At 71.4% G+C, this 18,976-nt stretch carries 16 protein-coding genes and 1 tRNA gene; 4 read left to right on the plus strand and 13 right to left on the minus strand.

The genetic code is table 11. The features are described 5' to 3' along the window. Positions 1 to 887: 887 nt before the first annotated feature. The 8 genes from UK82_RS12955 to UK82_RS12990 all read right to left on the minus strand — a co-directional run bounded on the left by UK82_RS12955 (position 888) and on the right by UK82_RS12990 (position 11,065). On the minus strand, positions 888 to 1,817 hold the full coding sequence (locus tag UK82_RS12955; protein WP_055407377.1) for a bifunctional lytic transglycosylase/C40 family peptidase: 930 nt from the start codon (positions 1,815 to 1,817) through the stop codon (positions 888 to 890). Then, entirely contained in the window at positions 1,814 to 2,779 is a 966-nt protein-coding gene (locus UK82_RS12960; RefSeq protein WP_055407380.1) for a replication-relaxation family protein, read from the minus strand. The genes UK82_RS12955 and UK82_RS12960 overlap by 4 nt, the downstream gene beginning before the upstream one ends. Continuing rightward, positions 2,776 to 5,295 carry a type IV secretion system DNA-binding domain-containing protein gene (locus UK82_RS12965; protein ID WP_083507173.1) on the minus strand — a complete coding sequence of 840 codons (2,520 nt, stop codon included), beginning with the start codon at positions 5,293 to 5,295 and terminating at the stop codon, positions 2,776 to 2,778. The genes UK82_RS12960 and UK82_RS12965 overlap by 4 nt, the downstream gene beginning before the upstream one ends. 104 nt (positions 5,296 to 5,399) lie before the next feature. Then, positions 5,400 to 7,256 (minus strand): VirB4 family type IV secretion system protein, encoded by a 1,857-nt coding sequence (locus UK82_RS12970; protein WP_063897478.1) that lies wholly within the window; start codon positions 7,254 to 7,256, stop codon positions 5,400 to 5,402. Beyond that, positions 7,253 to 8,215 carry a PrgI family mobile element protein gene (locus UK82_RS12975; RefSeq protein ID WP_055407383.1) on the minus strand — a complete coding sequence of 321 codons (963 nt, stop codon included), beginning with the start codon at positions 8,213 to 8,215 and terminating at the stop codon, positions 7,253 to 7,255. The genes UK82_RS12970 and UK82_RS12975 overlap by 4 nt, the downstream gene beginning before the upstream one ends. A gap of 107 nt (positions 8,216 to 8,322) precedes the next feature. Continuing rightward, on the minus strand, positions 8,323 to 9,381 hold the full coding sequence (locus UK82_RS12980; protein WP_152989885.1) for a hypothetical protein: 1,059 nt from the start codon (positions 9,379 to 9,381) through the stop codon (positions 8,323 to 8,325). A 206-nt stretch (positions 9,382 to 9,587) separates the two neighbouring features. Further along, positions 9,588 to 10,313 carry a pilin gene (locus tag UK82_RS32740; protein WP_152989886.1) on the minus strand — a complete coding sequence of 242 codons (726 nt, stop codon included), beginning with the start codon at positions 10,311 to 10,313 and terminating at the stop codon, positions 9,588 to 9,590. Then, positions 10,310 to 11,065, minus strand: coding sequence for a hypothetical protein (locus UK82_RS12990; RefSeq protein WP_152989887.1), 756 nt, complete (start codon positions 11,063 to 11,065; stop codon positions 10,310 to 10,312). The genes UK82_RS32740 and UK82_RS12990 overlap by 4 nt, the downstream gene beginning before the upstream one ends. Before the next feature lie 315 nt (positions 11,066 to 11,380). On the opposite strand from UK82_RS12990, the gene UK82_RS12995 reads away from it, so the two are divergent. From UK82_RS12995 to xerC, 3 genes are all read left to right on the plus strand, one after another. Then, a complete protein-coding gene (locus UK82_RS12995; protein ID WP_152989888.1) occupies positions 11,381 to 12,004 on the plus strand; it encodes a hypothetical protein in 624 nt (207 codons plus the stop codon). After that, positions 12,001 to 12,864, plus strand: a complete 864-nt coding sequence (locus tag UK82_RS13000) for a TRM11 family methyltransferase (protein ID WP_055407391.1) — start codon at positions 12,001 to 12,003, stop codon at positions 12,862 to 12,864. The genes UK82_RS12995 and UK82_RS13000 overlap by 4 nt, the downstream gene beginning before the upstream one ends. A gap of 803 nt (positions 12,865 to 13,667) precedes the next feature. Then, positions 13,668 to 15,212 carry a tyrosine recombinase XerC gene (gene xerC / locus UK82_RS31375; RefSeq protein WP_083507175.1) on the plus strand — a complete coding sequence of 515 codons (1,545 nt, stop codon included), beginning with the start codon at positions 13,668 to 13,670 and terminating at the stop codon, positions 15,210 to 15,212. A gap of 51 nt (positions 15,213 to 15,263) precedes the next feature. Here the strand turns inward: xerC and UK82_RS13010 are convergent. Next, positions 15,264 to 15,336 (minus strand) — tRNA-Lys (locus tag UK82_RS13010). Positions 15,337 to 15,555: 219 nt separating this feature from the next. On the opposite strand from UK82_RS13010, the gene UK82_RS13015 reads away from it, so the two are divergent. Continuing rightward, the gene (locus tag UK82_RS13015; protein ID WP_044885942.1) at positions 15,556 to 16,404 is read left to right on the plus strand and encodes an alpha/beta hydrolase; all 849 of its coding nucleotides are present in this window, start codon (positions 15,556 to 15,558) and stop codon (positions 16,402 to 16,404) included. A gap of 15 nt (positions 16,405 to 16,419) precedes the next feature. Here the strand turns inward: UK82_RS13015 and UK82_RS13020 are convergent, their stop codons facing one another. The 4 genes from UK82_RS13020 to UK82_RS13035 all read right to left on the minus strand — a co-directional run. Then, on the minus strand, positions 16,420 to 17,706 hold the full coding sequence (locus UK82_RS13020; protein WP_082121967.1) for a cytochrome P450: 1,287 nt from the start codon (positions 17,704 to 17,706) through the stop codon (positions 16,420 to 16,422). Continuing rightward, positions 17,703 to 18,329 (minus strand): ATP/GTP-binding protein, encoded by a 627-nt coding sequence (locus UK82_RS13025; protein ID WP_044885943.1) that lies wholly within the window; start codon positions 18,327 to 18,329, stop codon positions 17,703 to 17,705. Before UK82_RS13025 ends, UK82_RS13020 begins: the two co-directional genes overlap by 4 nt. After that, positions 18,310 to 18,669: a DUF742 domain-containing protein gene (locus tag UK82_RS13030; RefSeq protein WP_044885944.1), complete on the minus strand. Its 360-nt coding sequence runs from the start codon at positions 18,667 to 18,669 to the stop codon at positions 18,310 to 18,312. Before UK82_RS13030 ends, UK82_RS13025 begins: the two co-directional genes overlap by 20 nt. Further along, positions 18,666 to 18,975, minus strand: a 310-nt coding sequence (locus tag UK82_RS13035; protein WP_236705872.1) for a roadblock/LC7 domain-containing protein, incomplete at its 5' end; no start/stop codon positions are given. The genes UK82_RS13030 and UK82_RS13035, both read right to left, overlap by 4 nt. Between the last annotated feature and the right edge of the window lies 1 nt (position 18,976).

The raw sequence follows: 18,976 nt of genomic DNA on the forward strand, positions 1-18,976 counted from the left end.
GTCCCACCGGGACCGGTATTTCACGGGGTCCCGTTCCGGGTACGTTCCCGCCTGGGATAAACTGTACGATCCGCATTCCGGTGTAGCAACCGTTTTTCCATGACTCTTTTTGGATTTTCGGTTTCCGGATTCGGTTTCCCGGGCGGTCCGTATTTCGTTGTGGAACAACCGTAACTCGCCATTCCGACGCCTAGCAACCCTATTTCCATGACTCTTTAGGTGAAATTCGGGAAAAGAGTCATGGAAAATGGCTTGCCTAGTTGACGATCTCGAGATATCCCATGTGTGCGCGGTGAAATACGGTCGGAAAAGAGTCATGGAATTGGGATGGTCGAATGTGGCGCGGCGTGGTATCGTTAATCAATCCCGCAAACGACGGACGGAGGTGATCGGATGGTGAAGTCGGCCGACTCGGGCGCGCACCGCCCGTCCGGCGCCTTCGGGGTGCGGTGACGGGTCGGGGCGTCGGAGGCGAGCGGCCCGCGAAGGCGGCCGACGGCAGGCGACTACGGCCGAATACAGGCAGGTGAGCACCGGGGAAAGGCGAGAAAAGCACGCCAGTAGCAAGCACCGGGACCCGGGTGGGGGGCCAGGTGCCCCGCCGCTGGCGTTTTTTTCGTGCCAAGCAGGCGAGTCTGGGCGCCACCCGGAGGGGTCTGCAGGCTGCTGGCCTGCTGTTTCGTGTGGGCGACCCCCCTCCGGTTAATGGCGGAGGGGCTTTTGGAGGGGCTAAAGGAGCCCCTTTTGGAGGGGGGTGTGCCGCCTGCCTCTGGTCCTGACAGTCTGGCCGTCCTCACTCGTCCCCCTCCGGGCACCGCGGCCTGCACGGAGTCTCCTTCCTGAAAGATTGGAAGAAAATCCTGTACAAAAGGTTTCCGGTCGGGATGTCAGGTGTGGATGGGGCGGGTAGCTCCACGGTAATCATTCCACCGGTAATCTTCAATGCGCACTGGTGCGTTTCTATTTGGGGCGTCGATCATCTGGTTTCCGCCGATGTAGATGCCGACGTGGCTGATGCTGGTGGTGGAGGCGCCGAAGAACAGCAGATCGCCGGGTTGCAGGACCGCGTCGGGGGGCAGGTGGGGTCCGGCGTTGTACTGGTCCTGGGCGACGCGGGGAAGGCGCACACCGGCGGCCTGGGTGGCGGCCTGGGTGAGTCCGGAGCAGTCGAAGCCGATATCTCCGGCTGCGGGCCCGTCGCCGCCCCATTCGTAGGGCAGGCCGAGTTGCGCGATGGCGTAGTCGACCGCGACCGCCGCGGCCCGAGACGACTGAGGCACCTCGTCCCCGGCCCCGCCGGTATTGTCGTCGCTGGTGTGGTCGGTATAACCCTCCGCGGTGCTGAGGACTCTCGCGATATACGCGTCATCGGGGTTATAGGCGAACAGGGCGCCGTGGATATCGCGGCCGCCCGAGGCGCCGGAGGCGCACAGGTAGGTGGCGGCGGTGAAAATCGCGTCGGCGGGATCGTTGATGTCCGGGCCGCCGCCGTCGGCATCGACGGCGTAGGCGGCGAACGTGGCGGGCAGGAACTGCATCGGCCCCTGCGCCCCGGCGTCGGAGGTCCAGTCGGGGTTGCGGCCGTGGTCGGTCTCTTCCTTGCCGACGGCGGCGAGCACGGTCCAGGGCAGACCGGGGCAGGTCGCGGCGGCGGCACGGTAAAGCTGCTGGTAGTCGGCGGGAATGTCGTCGGCGGCGGCCTGGCTGGGCAGATCCCCCCCGTCGAGGTCGGCCAGGCTCAGGACCCCGGCGGCGGCCGCAGCCAGCAGCAGGACCAGGCCGAAGAGGACCGCACCGGCCGCGGCGAGTGCTTTCACGTGCCCAGGTGCAGCACGGGTGGTCGTGGGTGGGGGGCCGGGTCGGGGTCGGCCGGGTCGCTGCCCGGCGGGGGGTCGAGGGGGCGGGTGGGGTGCAGCGGGGTGCCGTAGCGGCGGGTGAGCCCGTCGAGGTCGGTGCGGGCGGTGGCGTGCAGGGGCAGCCACACCGTGCGGGCGGGAGCGAGGTCGTCGTCGGCGCCGGGGGCGGTCAGCGGGCCGGGGGCGGCGGTGATGACCGTGACCCCGGGTGGGCTGGTGCGCAGCGCCGCCCGCAGGTTCGTTTCCCGCCGTGCGCTGGGGAGCCAGATCAGCAGCGGGGTCACGATGCCGCTGCGTTCGGCGAGACGGCTGTAGGCGGGGAGTTTGGCGAGCACGCGGGTGAGGGGTTCGGTGCCGCGGTCGACCTCGACCATGACGTCGAGGCGGCGGTGCCCGTCGACCCACACCCCGTAGCCGTCGGGGCGCACGACCCGCCCCCAGGTGTCGGCGGCGCGCCGCTCGGACCACCAGGTGACCAGCCCGCTGCCGTCGGGGCGGCTGCGGCTGGCATGGACCAGGGCGGTGAACAGTGTGTTGACGTCGGCGAGGTGCGCGAGGCGGACGCCGTGGGCCAGGGCGTGGAGCCGGTCGCGGCGGTAGCCGAGATCCCGGACGCTGATGCCGCGTTCGGCGGCGAGGACCGCCGCCCCGGCGGTGGCGAGCACATAGTGCAGGGGGGCGGCGATGAGACGGTAGTTCGGGTGGACCCGGTCGACGATGCCGAGACGGTGCAGGGTGGCCAGGCGCATCCGGGTCTGGCGCTCGCCGTCGAAACACAGCCGGGTGATGTGCCGGCGGGTCAGCACCTGATGTTCGAGCAGCATCGCCAACAGCCACCGGTCGCGAACTGTGAGCCGCCCGGCGAGCGCGAGCAACAACGCGTCCTGCGAACGGGCCGAACCCCGGCGGGAAGGAGGTGTCATGCCCCGCCCCCGTGCGGCTGGCCGGGTCGGGGATCGGCGGCCGGTCGAGGCCGAGGCTCGTGGACACCGGCCGTGGGGGCGGCGGTGTGCCGGCGGGCCGCGGCGCGTAGCCCCGCTGCCCGGCCGGGCACCGCGCCGGGCAGCGGCCGGGTTCGCAATGTGAATGCGGCGCTGTCCGCGCCGTCGACGATGAGCCGGCTGGCGGCGGTGAACGCGGGCAGCCGCGCGAGGTCATGGTGGGTGAGTACCGGAGTGACGTGACGGGCGAGCTCGGAGGCGTCGCGGGGCGAGACCGCGAAGAACACCTTGCTGCGCGCGTTGGTCGACAACGCGTCAGCGAGATCGGCGGGGAGCTGACGCAGATGCTGGTGGGCCAGGACCATCGACAGTCGGTAGCCGCGGGCTTCGGCGAGCATGTCCTCGATCGCGCCCGGCAAGGTGAGGAAGTTCTGGCATTCGTCGAGGTAGGCGGCGCAGTCCGCCCGTCGGGCGGGGGGCACGGCCGCGCGGCGCAACGCGGCCTGCCACACTTTTGCGAGCACGATCGAGCCGATGATCTGGGCGCCGTCTTCGCCGATCGCGCCTTTGGGGACGCGGACGAGCAGGATTCCGCCGCGGTCGAGGACGGCGGGCACGTCGATGGTGGACTCCCCGCCCGCCAGCGCCGCGCGGGCGAAGTCGCGGAGCAGTAGCGCGCGGAGTTTGTTCATCAGCGGGCCGACGGCGGCGGCGCGCGCGCCGTCGGACAACTCCGAGTACCAGTCCCAGAAACCGCCGAGGATCGGGTCGGACACCTTCGCGGCGGCGGCCCGGCGGGCCCGGGGATCGGTGAGGACGTCGACGATGTCGACGAGGGTCGGCGCGGGCTGGCCGGGACGGCGCCCGGACAGCAGGGTCAGGCAGGTCGACCGCAGCAGGTCGTCCGTCCTCGGGCCCCAGCTGTCCGCCCAGATCCGCCGGAAGATCCCCACCAGTTGATCGGTCGCGAGACCCGCATCAGGCCCGTCGAGGATGTTCAGTACCGGTGGCGGGGCGGGGTCGTCGGGGTCGAGCAGCACCAGTCGGTCGGCGGCGTCCGGTGGCAGCCGGTCCAGCAGGTCGGTGACCAGGTCGCCTTTGGGGTCGATGACGACGACTCCTCGGCCGGCAGCCGCATCGTCGAGGATCATGTTCGCGAGCAGGGTGGACTTCCCGCTGCCGGTGGCGCCGAGGATGTGCAGGTGATGGCGTGCGGCGGCGACGTCGACCCCGATGTCGCGGCGCCGCCCGGCCTCGGTCCGCCCCAACGTCTTCACACCGGGTCCGGCGTCAGGGATCCCGGCGGGGGGTGCGACCGCGGCGGCGCCGGCGCGGGCGAGGCCGGGGACGGCGGTGTCGACGGGCAGGTGGGCGAGCGCGGCGAGTTCGCCGACGCTGACGAGGTCGCCGCGGCGCAGCCGGCGGGCGGCCAGCAGCCGGGGCGGGTCGGGGAGCCTGAGCCGGCGCAGATGGTTGTGGCCGGCGTAGAGGGCGTAGGCGGTGGCCAGCGCGTGAGCGCGGCCTCGCAGCGCTGCGTGCACCTGCGGGGTCTGCTGCGGGTCGGCGGGTGCACTGCGGGCGGCGCTGTAGGCGACGCGGACGTCGAAACGGGGCCCGACTGCTTTCTGGGCGATCGCCCGGGACTCGGCTGCCTCTTCCGGCGGTGTCGGGCCCGTGTGGCGCGTGGTGCCTGACGGCCGGGAGCTGTGCGGGGTGACCAGGTCGAGCAGCGCCGCCCACGGGCGGGGGCTGGCTTTCTGCCCGCGGTGACGGGCCGCGGTGCGGCGCGCCTGGGCGAGCCGGCGGCCGGTGACCGGACGGGCGAGGATCTGCACGGCGGCGGTCTCGTCGTCGTCCAGTTCCCCCGCGGCGCCCAGCAGGCTACGTACCGGGTCTCCGGGTGGTTCGGCGCGCAGCGGCAGCACGTCCGCGCGGCCGAGGCGCAGCACACCCCCTTCCGCCAGCAGCCCGCTCTTGCCAAAGTGCGTGGTGGGGTCGGCGGGGGGCAGCGGGTCGACGGCGGGGCGCAGGGTGGTGGTGCGGGCGCCGGGCCAGGCGGCCTGCACCGCCCGTTCCACCAGCCCCGGCGGCACAGCCCCCGGAACCCACAGGCGAAACGCAGTGCCCGTCCGATGAGCAACGATTTCGAAGGCGAGAGAGGGCTGGCCATGGCGCAGCCGGGCCCAGAAGGGGCGGAGCAGCCCGCTCATCTGCGACCAGAACACCCCGGCAGCGTCGGGGTGGACCTCGGGAGGCATGAGGATCTCCACGGTGCGGGCGTCGGCGACCAGTGCGGTGTCCCGCGCGGCCCGCAGACGCCGCCACGTCAGCGCCGCGGCAACGACGAGCACAACCAGCGGCAGACCGGCGGGCAGCCCCCACACGGCGAGCAGACGCGCCACGGCGTGCCCGAGCGCGGACGGACTGGCTAGCCACCCCACCGGCGCCCCGGGCGACGGCGGGGGTGGGGGCGGGGGTGGGGACAGGTCAGACGTCATCGACGATTCCCTTGAGGTGATCGGGGAGGCATCGGCACGAGGCGCGACGCCACGGCCGCGCGAACGGCGCGGGGAAGGACGACCGGTGATCGGGTGTCCGCTGGTCAGAGCGGGTCGGCGTCGTCCGCCGGGGTGAGCGGGTGGTGGGCCACGGCGTGCACGGGGCCTACCTCGGCGTCGGCCGCGGCCGGGTGGGCGTGCCGGCGGGCGAGGTCCACCGGATCTGTGGTGATCAGCTCGTGTTCGCGGGGGCTGGCCTGCGCCCGGAACAGCGCCCTTCGTCCCCCGGCGACGAGTAGAGCCTCCCCGGGGCGGGCGGCGAGCAGCGCGGCGGTCTCCCCGTCGCTCAGCCCGCACGCCGCCTGCACGGCTGCGGCGGCGGAGCCGTCCTGACGCAGCAGGAGTTTGGTGGCGGCGTTCGCGATGATCGCGCGGCCCTCGTCGGTGCCGAGCAGGTCGCCGCTGTCCTGGGTGACGAGTGCGAGGCCGGCCCACCATTTGCGGGCGGCTTTGGCGAGGCGGACGAGGAACCGGGCGCCGGCCGGGTGGGCCATGAGCAGCCATGCCTCGTCGACGACCACGAGACGGCGCCGCCGCCTCGTGGGGTCGGCGACCTGCCGCCAAATCGTGTCCAACACGAGCAGGGTTCCCGCGGCGCGCAGCTCTTCGGGAAGGGCGCGCAGCGAGTAGACGACGAGATGACCTGTGGGCGTGGAGGTGGTGGCCCCGTCGAACAGGCCCCGATGCGACCCGGTGACAAACGGCGCGAGGAGCCCGGCGAGCTGCTGGCCGGCCGGCTCGGCCTGCAGGGCGGCGGCGACGTCGGCGAGCAGGGGCGTGGGCCGATCCCAGGTGGCCGGGTCCCCGGTGATCCCGGCGTGGGCGTAGGCGGCGAGCAGCGCCCGGTCCAACGCCGCCCGCCCCACCGGATCCTCGACTGGCGAGCCGGCCAGCGTGGCGATGAACGTGTGCGCGAACAGCATCCGCCGCGTCAGCAGCTCCGGGTCGGTGCGGCCGTGGGCGGGCAGGTCCAGCGGGTTGAGGCGCACCCCCGGCGCGCCCAGGGACAGCTGCGTGCCGCCGACCGCGGCGGCCAACGGGCCGTACTCGTCCTCGGGGTCGATCACATGGGCCTCGACGCCCTGGGCGAGACTCCGCAACACGTCGATCTTGGTGAGATAGGACTTTCCCGCACCGGAGGTCGCCAGCGTGACCGAGTTGTAGTTCGCCCCCGCCCACCGGTCGTGCGCCACGATCCCGGTCGAGGACAGGTTCGGCCCATAGACCACCGGCGCCGCCCCCTGGCGCAGCGGGTCGGGCAGCGCCACATCGGCGCTGGTGAAGGGGAATCCCGCGGCGACCGCGGCGGTGTCCATGGTGCGGGTTGCCCCCAGCAGGTCCTCGGCGAGGGGCAGGGTGGTCGCCCAGCCGGCGAGCATCCGGTAGCGGGCGGGGTGGACGGTCAGCAGGAGGCTGTGGGCGAGCGCGGTGACCCGTTCGACTTCCTCGGCGAGCTCTGCGTCGCTGTCGGCGTGGACGGTGAGGTACAGGCCGGTGGCGAACAGTCGGGCCTCGCCGCGGGCGAGACGGCCGGCGAGGTCCGCGGCGTCGGCGGCGGCCGCGTCGACGTCGGGGTCGTCGAGGCGACCGGCCGCGGCGGCCAGGCGCCGGCCTGATTCCAACCGGCCCCGCTGGCGGCGCAGCCGGGCGGCGCCCACGGCGGCGGGTGTGGGGTGCAGATGCCAGGCGACGTGCAGCCGGCCCGGGTAGGCCAGCAGTGGCTCGAGCCAGCCGGTGGCGACCTCACGGGGATAGCCGCTGACCAGCAGCGTCGCCGCGCACACCCCGCCGACCTGCACGTGGTCCGCGGCCAGGTGCAGGCTGGGGGTGAACAGCGCCGGTCCGACCAGCCGGGACGCCTCGCGGCCTGGGCGGCGCCGCAGCCGTGCCCGGCGGCTCATCGGCCGGCTCCCGCCGCGCGCACGACACCGGACACGGTGACGCCGTCGGGGGGCGCAGGCAGGTCGGGGTGGGCGGCGGCGGCCAGCAGCCGGCCGACGGCCGCGCCGTCGAGGACCCGGACCCCGACCCCGGCGGTGGCCAGCAACCCGGCGGCTTCTTCCAGTTGCCGCAGTGCCTGGCCGGCGGCGGCGTCCCGACCGCCCCGCCCGGCGGGGACGGGCCGCCGTGCGGTGAGCAGGATCTGCCGGGCGCGCAACGCCCGGCCCCGGCCGAGGTCGGCCAGGAACGCCGCCTGCTCCGCGGCCACGTCCGCGAGCGCCGGAGGGGTGAGCCGGCGGGCGTGGCCGTTCATCGCGTCCACGTAGTCGGCCAGGTCGAGGGGCACCGTGCGGACGGTGATCTGCAGCGGCCCGTGCAGCGCGTTGAGCATGCGGGCGAAAGCGGTCACCTTCGCCGCCCGTTCCTGCCCGGTCGCGATCGTGATATTGGTGGCGTCGACCTCGGCGATCACGGCGACGGCCCCGCCGAGGTCCGCCACCCCCGCGCCGCCGCCCGCCGCGGTGTCGATGCCCGTGGCCAGGGGGCGGGCGGCCACGGGCGCAGGATGGGCGCCGGGCACGTCGGGAACCCAGCCCGGCACGGCGCCGCCTGTGGGCAGCGCGGTCTGCACCGCCGGGGTGCGCCGGTGGGCGAGCGCGGCGGCGGCGTAGCGGTCCAACGGCAGGCCGCCGCGCTGGCCGAGCGCGACGGCAACGCCGACGGCGACCAGCGGGCCGCACAGCAGGATCAGCACCGGCATCGGCAGGTAGGGCCGGGCGACCCAGAACACCGAGGCCGCGAGCAGCAGCGGCGGTACGAGGACCGTCAGCTGACGGGCGGTCAACCCGGCCAGGATCCGATCCGGCCGGTCCACATCCGCCGGTATCCGAGTCCGATCGCCAGCAGAAGACAACGACATGAGGTGACTCCCCAAGGGGCGCGAAAGAAGAAGAGAAAAGAGGATTCCGGGAGGGATCTTCGAAACGCCAGAGGAAACTTAATGTCTCCTGAGACGGACGCGGAGCGTCAGAGGCCGACGGCTTTCATGCCGGCACGCAGCGCCTTGTATTTCACGATCGTCACCACGGTGGAGGGGCCGCCGGTGCTGGCGAGCACCATCCGGGTGATCCACGCTTCCAGGCGCAGCGCGAGAACGAAGATGCCGCAACACAGCAGGATGTTGAGAAGGCTGCCGCTATTGGGGGCGAGCGTGTGACCGGGGTCCGCGAGCAGGACCCGCAGCCCCACCAGCAGCAGCAGAGCATGGCCGACCTGCACGGCCAGGCAGCCGGCCAGCGCCCGCCACCACAGCCGGGCCAACCCCGCGGTCTGCGGCAGCCCGTGCCAGATCAGCATGAGCGGCGCGGCGACCGCGAGCATCATCAGTACCAGCAGCCGCACCGCCCAGCCGACGACGAGCGCGATCGCCATCGCCGCGACACACAGCAGAATCAGCACGATAAACGGCGCGGCTTTGTTCACCCGCAGCGTTGTCGTCAACATGGCACCGATACCGTCCGCGGTGATTTTCTGTCCGGCCAGTGCCTTCGACAAACCGTTGGACAGGCTGATCGCGAGGCTCATCAGCGGCAGGCTCAGATGCGCCATCACGAATCCGACGACCAGGCGGGGGCCGAGGTCTTTCGCGGTCGTGCGGGTCTGCAGGGTGTCGTGGGCCATGGCGAGCATGCCGGCGGCGGTCAGCACGAGGAGCATGAGGCTGTCGGCGATCGCGATGTTGTCCCACCACATCTGGCGGATGGCGGGGCGTGTCGTGACGTCCTCGGTGGACAGCACGGTGGCACCGAGCAGTTTCATGACCGGCGCCAACGCGCCCTCGGCTAGGCCCGCCAGCCAGCCGTTGATCGCACTGGCGATCTTTCCGGGGATATCGGTCAGCCCGCGTAGGAACCCGGGGATCAGGCTGAACCCTCCGCCGCCGCTGGCATCGGGGTCTGGGGAGGGGCCGGGTGAGGGCTGTGGGGTGACCGTCGGGCTCGGCGTGGTCGACGGCGTGAAGGGAGTCGCCGCCGGGGCCTGCGGCTGCGGGCTCGCGGCCGGCGGCGCCGGCAGTGGGTCGGCCACGGCCGGTGTCGGGCCGGGGCCGGTCGTCGGGGCCTGGGGTGCGGGGCTGGCCGCCGGTGGCGGCGGAGTCGTGGCGGCGGGGGTGGCGGCGAGCGCCGGGGACGCCGCGCCGGTCAGCCCGCCGAGCAGCCCGGCCATCGCACTCACCGTCACGATCCGCCGCCATGCCGCGCCGCCGCGGCGGACCCCCGGCGCTCGCCGCCGCATCAGCCGCCGACCACGGAACGCAGCGCGGTCAACAGGACCGGTGCCAGGACCGCCAGCGCGTAGCCGATCCCGGCCGCCTTGAACGACCCTTTCGCCCGTTCGACCTCCGCAGGGTCGCCGTTGGCCCCCATGTAGCGCAGGCCGCCGACGGAGGCGAACAGGGTCGCGGCCCCCGCGAGGATCCCTATCAGCCAGTTCCGCATGTTGGTGATCACCTGGTTGAGGTCGGTCACCGCCGGCACCGGGGGTACCGGGGGCGCAGGGGGCGCCGCGTGCGCCACGCCCGCGGCGAGCAGCACCGCCCCGGCCACTGCAAGCACCGTGACCACGCCGACGACCAGGCGCAGGCCCCGGGCCGGCGGCTCACCGCGCCGGTCAAGCCGGCCATCGCCACGGTCCTCACCGTCGAGGGTGACCAGGACAAGGGCCAGGACGCCGCCGGCCGCGAGTTGCACCAGCCCCGCCGTGCCCCACACCCACACCCGCACCGGCACCGGCACCACAGATCCGCCCACCCGCAGGGTCAGCAGCGACAGTCCCACCGCCACACCGACCGCCGCGGCAGCCAGCAGCAACCCTGCGACCCCCTGCGGCAGCCGGCGCACCCACCCCGGCGCGGCGTCGTAGCGGCCCCGCACCGCCACGGCGATCCGCGCAGTGCCGCGGCGCACCACGTCGATGCCGCGGGCGACGGCCAGGACCACAGGGGAGACCGGGCGGCTCATCGGCTCGTTCCAGGCTGACGCGGACCCAGCTCGCCGGCGAGCACCGCGCGCAGCAGCCGCTCCTCCGCGACAGCGAGCCGCAACGCCCACTCCTCGCCCGGCGTCTCCGTCGCCGCCGACAGCACCGCCGGGCTCACACCCCCCAGCCGTGCCGACCGGATCAGCTCTGCCTGCGCAGAGGTGAGCGCCTCGACGCGGACTGCCTGCGCGAGCAGCCGCCGCAACCCCACCCCCCAGGGCCGCGGCGGCAGCGCCGCGGCCACCGGCACGCACGTCCCGACCGGCAGCGGCGGGCTGTGCAGACCCGCGTACGCCACCCCCGCCCGGTAGGCCCCCCACACCAGCCGGGACTCCACCTGCGTCGGTGTCGGCCTCGCGCGCAACGCGCCGAGGAATCCGGTGAGGACCTCGGCGTCGAGATCCGCCCGCATCCCCGGCCCGCCGGCCGCCAGCACGCCAGCGACGTGCCACAGCATCGGCAGCGCGATCCCCACCGCCGCCACCAGCCAGCCCTCATCGGCCTGACGGCCCGACACCTCACGCCACACCGCGGCCCGCACCGACACCGGCGTCGCCGGGCCCGCGAGAAGAATCTGAAACTCCTCAAGACCGATGCGTCGCGTCGGCAAATCCGGGTGCACGGTCCGGCCGTCGAGAACACACCGGCCGCTCTCCGCCACCTCAGCGAAAGCCGTCCCAGCGAGATCCAACGCCGTCGGCCCGTCGCCGCTGTCCACTCTTCTGTCTTTCACGGAGTCTCCCTCGCGCTTGTCGAAAGCGTGCGAGACCAGAAAGTCAGCCGGCCCTGGCGGAATCCCTGACACCTCCGGCGGAAACCCTGACGGCAGCCGCCATAAGCCAGGAACAGAAGAATGTCAGCCGGTCCGCCAGTGAACTGTCAGGCACGGTGGTCACCCCGTCGCGTGTGACGGAATCTGGGTGTCAGTGGCTCCGCCGGGACTGTCAGGGAAAAAGTCAGACGTTCGGGGTTTCCTCGGAAATGCCTCTAGCTGGCCCGCCGCCGGTCCGAGGAAACCTCCGCTGCTTTTCCTGAAGGAGACATGGCTGTGCCGTTCACATCGGGCACCACAGATCCCGACCGCGAACCGGTTCCTCTCACCGTGTGGACCACCCGCGCCCAGGGCGACGAACCCTTCTCCGAGGATATCCTCGGCCGTGTTCTTGACGCCTACAGCCGTCGCGGGGACCTGGTCCTGTCCACCACCACCGTCCCGCCCGTGGTCGCCGACCGGTGCATTACCGCCGGCCGCCGTCACCGTACGGTGAACACCACCGCCGACGTGGACATCCTCACCGGCCGACGCAGGGACGCCGCCGCGCTCATCGTCGAGCTGCACACGAGCACCGCCAGCCGTACGGTCCGTGCCGCGGTGTACAGCAGACTGGCCGCGCTGCTGCGGCCGGCCGGCATTCTTCTGATCGGGCTACCGCGCTCCATTCCCGGCGGCGGCGACCCTCTCACCGACACCGTCGCCGCCGCCCGCAGCGCCGGACTGACCTACACCCAGCATCTCCTCACCGTCCGGATTCCCCTGCCTGACGGCTTTCTCACCCCGCCCGCGGACTGGGATCCAGCCGACGACCCCACATTGCCCACCCCGATGCCGCCGCTACGTGCTCATGCCGACATCGCCGTGTTCACCCGCCCCGCCGTTCGGAGCAGCCGTTGACCGCGACCAACCCGGACCCGCGGCGGTACAGCCTCATTCCCGCCGGCCAGCAACACCCCCGCGTGCAGCGCACCGACCGTTACACGTCCGCCTCCACCCAGCACCCCGCGCGCATGCTGCCGGCGCTCGCCCGCCACCTCATCGCCGCCTACAGCCGCCCCGGCGACACCGTTCTTGACCCGATGTGCGGTATCGGCACCACGCTGGTCGAAGCCGCGCATCTCGGCCGCCGCAGCCTCGGGGTCGACCTGGAATCCCGCTGGATCTCCCTCGCCCGCGCCAATCTGCGCCTCGCTCGCCAGCAGGGCGCCTCCGGGACCGGCCAGCTTTTCCGCGGCGACGCCCGCCACCTCGAGCAGGTCATTCCCGCCGACTATCACGGCAGGATCAGCCTACTGCTCACCTCACCGCCCTACGGGCAGGCCACCCACGGCACCATCACCCTCGCCCCCGGCCACGGCGTCCAGAAAACCGACTACCGCTATTCAGACAGCCCCACCAACCTCGCGAACACCGACCTCGACGGTCTCCTCGACGGCATCGCCGCCGTTTTCCTCAGCGCCCACCGGCTACTTTCTCCGGGTGGCATCGTTGCGCTCGCGGTCCGCCCTTTCCGCCACACCGGCGCGCTGGTCGACCTCCCCGGCGCCCTGGTCGACCTCGCCGACGAAACCGGCCTGCACCTGCACGCCCGCGCCGCAGCCCTGCTCGCTGCTCTGCACCCCGACGGCACCCTCGTCCCCCGCGCGACGTTCTTCGCCCGGCACAACATCCGCGTCGCCCGCGCCGCCGGCCACCCCCTCCACTTGATCGCCCACGAAGACATCCTTCTGCTGCGCACCCCAGCCATATCCGGCTGAAAGTGCCTGTGACCTGCTCGAACAGGTGGCACGCCGGCAGGGCCCGTGCCCCGTAGCGGGCTGACAGTCTGTTGGCGAAAACCCTGACAGTCCGTTGGCGACACCCCTGACACCCCTGCCGCCGGGCCGTTCCGCGACTCGGCGGCAGGGACTGCCTGCCGATTCCCCGGAGGCCGTCTAGCACCTGCGCCGCGCCGGCCGGGCGGACCTGACCGGTGTAACCCCCGGTAAGGGCCCAAACCCCACGCACTCCACGCTCGCCGGGCGCACCCCGCGAGCCATGCCTTCCGCCTGCACCCACCCCCTGCGAGGACCCGTTGAAAGAATGGACCGACGCGGACATACGCCGGCTCCCCGTCGTCATCGACCTTGTCACTGCCGGAGAAATCCTCGGTATCGGCCGTACCCAAAGCTACCGGCTCGCCAAAATCGGGAAATTTCCTGTGAAAATTCTCCGGGTTGGTAGTCGCTACAAGGTTCCTACCTCCGTCATTCGCCGACACTTGTCCATCGACGAAAAAATTGTCGAAGACGCTTGACGCGGGATTTTCGTGGAGCCTCAATTGTTTTGGTGATTGTTGCCGCCGGTTTCGCCGACGATGTGTCCCGATTTGCAGGTGGTGGCGGCCGTGAATTGCACTCTTCGTCGAGCCGTTTTCGGGCTCTCGACTGAGCGGCTTAACGGATTTCCGAACATCCGCGTGAGGAGTTTCGCTCGAGATGTAACGTCAGAAGCTCCGGGTCCCCTAAAGGTGAGACGGAATGTCGGCTTCGAGAGTTGAAAATGAAAGGCCTTCCTGAAAATGAACATTGGGACCGAGAAGCGATGCGGTTGCCGCAGCGGGGACGGCAAGCAGCTCGGTAAAAGATGCCCAAAGCTCAAGAGAAAAGACCATGGTAGGTGGTCGTATCGGATCCAGGTTCCCGACGACCTAAGGCACCTGGTTGGCCGAGGGGAGATTCGTGGCTCCGGATATGACACCGCAGAAGAGGCGCGGGCGGACGCGGAGAAGGAAGTCGTCAAGATTCGTGCCGGCCGACAACATGTTGGCCAGTTGACCGTTGGCCAGTACTTGGAAACCTGGCTCGCGGGAAAGCGGCGGCTGCGCCCCACGAGCCGCGGTGGCTACGAGAGCAATATCCGGCTCTACCTACGCCCCATGCTCGGGGAGCTGCCCCTCAAGGGGCTCAGGAAAATCCATATCGATCAGATGATCGCGCGACTCGAAGCCGAGGGATCCGTCCCGACGCAAGGGGGAAACGGAGCGAGGAGAAAATCCCGGCCGCTCGCTCCCAAAACGATCCTCGAGATCTTTGCGACGCTACGAGCCGCTCTCAATGACGCGGTGGTCGAACGACTGATCGACTGGAACCCGGCTTTGGGGGTGGAGATGCCCGAACCGGACGAAGAGGAGGTCGAACCGTGGGAACCCGAGGAAGTCGGTCGCTTCCTGGACGAGGCGGCAGACGACCGCCTGGCTGCGTTGTACGAGCTGATCGCCATTCACGGGGTGCGTCGCGGGGAAGCCTGCGGGCTGGCTGACACGGACATTGACGCCGAGGAATCGAGACTGACGATCTGCCGGCAGATCGTCGAGTCACGTGGCCGGCTGGGCGTGTGGCCACCCAAGACGAAGTCGGGCAAACGCGGGCTCGATATTGATCCGATGACGCTCGGATCGATCATTGCCCGTCAGCTTGAGCGGGACGCCGAGCGCGACGCGGTCGGCCCGGCGTGGGACAACGGCATCCTGCCCAACCAGCGCGGCGAACTGGTGCAGCTCACCGGGCTGATTTTTACTCTTCCCGACGGGAAACACCTGTCGCCCGCTTACGTCACCAGCCACATGCAGGTGATCGCCCGCCGGGTGGGGCTGTGCTGCCAGCTCGTGCGTCCCGCCGAGCGTGGGGCGACGACGCTGACGGTTGGCAAGCGGTACCGGGCGCCGGAGGGCACATGGACGCTCTACCGGGATCGCGAGCCGTGCGGGCAGGTGACGGTGATCGGCTGCACCCGGCGTCGCGGCTCCGGCGCGGTGCTGCACCTAGCCGAAGCGCTGCCCATCGACCTTGCAACCGGAGTCGAGCTCGGCGAGAGGCTGCTTTCTCGCAAACGCCTTCACGATCTTCGGCATGGGAGCGCCAGCATCCAGATCGCCCAAGGTGTGGACATCACCCTGGTATCCAAGCGACTCGGCCATGCCTCTCCTGCGATCACCGGCCGGTTGTATGCGCACCTGCTGCGGTCAGCCGGACGGGGGGTGGCGCAGACCGCGGCGAACGCGGTTCCGCGGCGTGCGATGCGGCCGGCGCGGCCACATTACGGCCACAACGATCAACGGCCGTGATGCGAATGGGTAGGAAACAACAACTATGCAGGTCATGGGCCTATCGCGGGGTGGGCCGTCAGGGACTCGAACCCTGAACTCGCCGGTTAAAAGCCGGCTGCTCTGCCAATTGAGCTAACGGCCCCGCGGGGCGATCCTACCCGGGTGGGGTGTGGTCCTCGAAGCCGCCGGCCATGGGGGAGCCGGGCCGAGGCGCCATCCCGGTGCGACGCGGGTCACAGTGCGCCGGACCGTCGCTTCCGTCGATGATGGCGATCTACGACCTCACCTCCTGCTTTCCGGACGCGACACGCCACCCGGGACGAGTCGGGGGACGAGCATCCGCGAGCGTCGAGGAGCCCACGTGAGCGACATCAGCCCGGCCGCCCAGTCCGAACCGAACGCCGCGAGTGCGGGGCGCACGATCGTCTTCATCCACGGGCTGTGGCTGACGTCGGCGAGCTGGCAGCCGTGGATCGACCGGTTCGCCGCCCGCGGGCACACCGGTCTCGCCCCGGAATGGCCGGGGATGGATCGAGACCTCGAGGCGTTGCGGAACGAGCCGACCGCCGACAACCACGTCGGCCTGGTCGAGGTGACGAACAGCTACGCGAAGGCCGTCGAGGCCCTGCCGGAGGCGCCGATCCTCGTCGGGCACTCGTTCGGCGGCCTGATCGTCCAGCTCCTGCTCGACCGTGGCCTCGGGGCGGCCGGGGTGGCGATCTCGCCGGCGCCGGTGAAGGGCGTGCTGCGGCTGCCGCTGGCCACGCTGCGCTCGTCGGCTCCGGTGCTGACGAAGCCGGCGACCCGCGGCCGGGTGGTCGGGCTGACCGCGGACCAGTGGTTCTACGCGTTCGCGAACACGGTCAGCCGGGCCGAGTCGGACGAGCTGTACGCGCGGCTGCAGGCGCCCACCCCGGGCCGGCCGCTGTGGCAGGCCGCGTTCGCGAACGTCAACCCGAAGGCGCCGAGCAAGGTCGACTTCACCAAGGCCGACCGGGCGCCGCTGCTGGTCCTCGGCAACGGCGCCGACCACACCGTCCCGGCGTCGGTGAGCCGGGAGGCGTACACCCGCCAGCGCAAGTCGGGGGCGATCACGGCGTACCACGAGTTCCCGGGCCGCCCGCATCTGACGGCCAGCGTGGCCGGCTGGGAGGAGGTCGCCGACCTCGCCCTCGCCTGGGCGCTGACCCCCCGCTCCGGCGAGGTCTGAGCTCGGCTCGGCGGGTCAGGACGGCGAGAAGTGCACCGGAAGGGCGGACAGGCCGCGCATCCACGGTGACGGACGCCAGACCAGCGCGTCGGGAGAGACGGCGAGGACGGCGTCGGGCAGCCGGTCGAGCAGCACCTCGACGGCGCCCCGCACGATCGTCTCGGCGATCTCCTGCGCGGGATACGGGCAGCGGTGCTCACCGTGGCCGAAGGACATGTGGGCGTGGTTGCCGCCGGGTCCCTCGAAGGAGTCCGGCCGCACCTGCGGGTCGCCGTTCGCCGCCGCGCAGCTCAGCACGAGCATGTCACCGGCCTGGATGTGCTGGCCGGCGAGCTGGGTGCTGCGGACCGCCCAGCGGCCGGACATGTTCTGCAGCGGCGTGTCCTCCCACAGCACCTCGTTGAGTGCCTGCCCGACGCTGCGCCGGCCCCCGGAAAGGGTGACGGCGAAGCGGCTGTCGGTGAGCATCAGCCGCAGCGTGTTGCCGATCCAGTCGGTGATCGGCTGCTGGCCGATTCCGACGATCAGCAACAGGTCCCACGACGCCTCCTCGTCGGTCAGCTTCCCGGGATGGCCGAGCATCGCGGACGGGAGGTCCGGCCGGGGGCGTGCCCGTCGGTCGGCCAGCAGCGCGTTGATGATGGCGACGAACCGGGAGTGGCCGGCGACCGCCTCCGGCCCGGAGCCGTCCGTGGCCGCGTTCATCGCCGCGAGCAGCTCGGGCAGGCCGGTCTCGGGGATGCCGATCATGCGGCCGATCAGCAGCATCGGCATCGACTGGGCGTACTCGGCGATGAGGTCCGCCTCGCCGCGCCCGGCGAAACCGTCGATCAGCTCGTCGCAGGTCCGTTCGCACAGCGCCCGCAGCTCGAACAGGTCCACGTCGCCGAGCACGTCGTTCATGATCGCGGAGCGGCGCTCGAACTCGGCGCCCTCCAGGTGCATCGTGTACGGCTGGTAGCCGACGACGGGGAGCAGCGGCCAGTCCGGCGGGACGCGGTCCCAGGCGTTCCAGCGGCGCGGGTCGCGACCGTACAGCTCCGGGTTGGTCGTCACGTAGTGCAATTCCCGGTAGCCGAGGACCAGCCAGGCGGGGATGTCGCCGTCGAGCAGGATCGGCGCGACGGGGCCGTGGACGCGCCGCATCTCCCGGTACATCTGCGCCGGATTGTGCTGGAATCGCGGGCCGTACAACCGGACCGCCCCGGGGTGGTCCGGGAAGTCCGGGGCCGGCACCGCGAGCTCGGTGGCGGCCGGCGCCGCAGCCCAGTTGTCGACGCGGTCGTGGGACGGAGGTGTCACGGCGAGGTCTCCCGGGCGGTGGACAGTGCGTACAGGTGGTTGACCAGTGCGATCAGCACCGACTTGCTCGACGCGCGGTGCCGGGCATCGCAGTCGATGAGCGGGACGTCGTCGGACAGAGACAACGCCTCGCGCAACTGCGGCAGCGTGTGCTCCGGCTCGCCGAAGTTGTTCCGCGCGACGATGAACGGCATCCCGTGGTGTTCCAGCCGGTCGATCGCGTACCAGGAGTCCGCCACCCGGCGGGTGTCGACCAGGACGACCGCGCCGAGCGTCCCCGCGAACAGCCGGTCCCACAGGAACCAGAACCGCTCCTGCCCGGGGGCGCCGAACAGGTAGAGCACCATCCGCTCGTTGAGGCTGATCCGGCCGAAGTCGAAGGCCACGGTGGTCGTGGTCTTCTCCCGCACGCCGCCCGTGTCATCGATGCCGATGCCGGCGCCCGTCATCGTCTCCTCGGTGCTCAGCGGGCGGATCTCGCTGACCGCGCGGACCATCGTGGTCTTGCCGACGCCGAACCCCCCGACGATCACGATCTTCAGGGCGTCGTTGACCGTGCTCGCCAGCGGGGCGCGGGAGCGCGGTGGGGCCTGGACGGCGACCTCAGAGCTTCTTGAGTCCAACGAGCACCTGCTTCAGGATCTCGGGATGGGGCAACGGCGTCCTGACGACGGAGGCCGAGGGATGGCGCGCCGCGATCCGGCCGGTATCCAGCAGGTCGCAGAGCAGGATCTTCACCACGCTCACCGGCAGCTTCAGCTCGGCGGCGAGCTCCACGACGGCGACCGGTGTCCGGCACATCCGCAGGATCGCGGCGTGCTCGGACTGCATGCCTGGCGCCGGGTCGCTTTCGCTGACGATCAGCGTGACGAGGTCGAAGGCGTTCTCGTCGGCGCGGCTGCGCCCGCCGGTGACGGTGTAGAGCCGGTCGGGGTTCTCCCCGTCGATGGCCTCGCGGATCACGAGGCCGCGAACCCGGGGGCGGCCTCGCGCGGCGGGGCGCTGAGGTAGTCGCCGATCTGCTCGACCAGCTCGTTCATGTTGTGCCCGATCACGCCGGCGTCGGCATCGTCGGTCGCCACGACGGCGAGGTGAGCGCCCTGGCCGGCCTCGATGATGAACAGCAGCCCGCCGTGGAACTCGGTCATGGACTGCCGCACGCCTCCGCTGCCATCCCCGAACTCCACCGACGCACCGTGCGAGAGGCTCTGGATACCGGAGGCGATGGCGGCGAGCTGGTCCGCCTGATCCACGCTGAGCCCGGAACTGN

Origin of the sequence: Frankia sp. ACN1ag (assembly GCF_001414035.1) — a bacterium.
Taxonomy (GTDB): domain Bacteria; phylum Actinomycetota; class Actinomycetes; order Frankiales; family Frankiaceae; genus Frankia; species Frankia torreyi.

Coding starts and splice junctions, on each gene's coding strand:
- UK82_RS12960 (WP_055407380.1), bottom strand. CDS start 2,779: ATGACACCTCCTTCCCGCCGGGGTTCGGCCCGTTCGCAGGACGCGTTG.
- UK82_RS12965 (WP_083507173.1), bottom strand. CDS start 5,295: ATGACGTCTGACCTGTCCCCACCCCCGCCCCCACCCCCGCCGTCGCCC.
- UK82_RS12970 (WP_063897478.1), bottom strand. CDS start 7,256: ATGAGCCGCCGGGCACGGCTGCGGCGCCGCCCAGGCCGCGAGGCGTCC.
- UK82_RS12975 (WP_055407383.1), bottom strand. CDS start 8,215: ATGTCGTTGTCTTCTGCTGGCGATCGGACTCGGATACCGGCGGATGTG.
- UK82_RS32740 (WP_152989886.1), bottom strand. CDS start 10,313: ATGAGCCGCCCGGTCTCCCCTGTGGTCCTGGCCGTCGCCCGCGGCATC.
- xerC (WP_083507175.1), top strand. CDS start 13,668: ATGAACATTGGGACCGAGAAGCGATGCGGTTGCCGCAGCGGGGACGGC.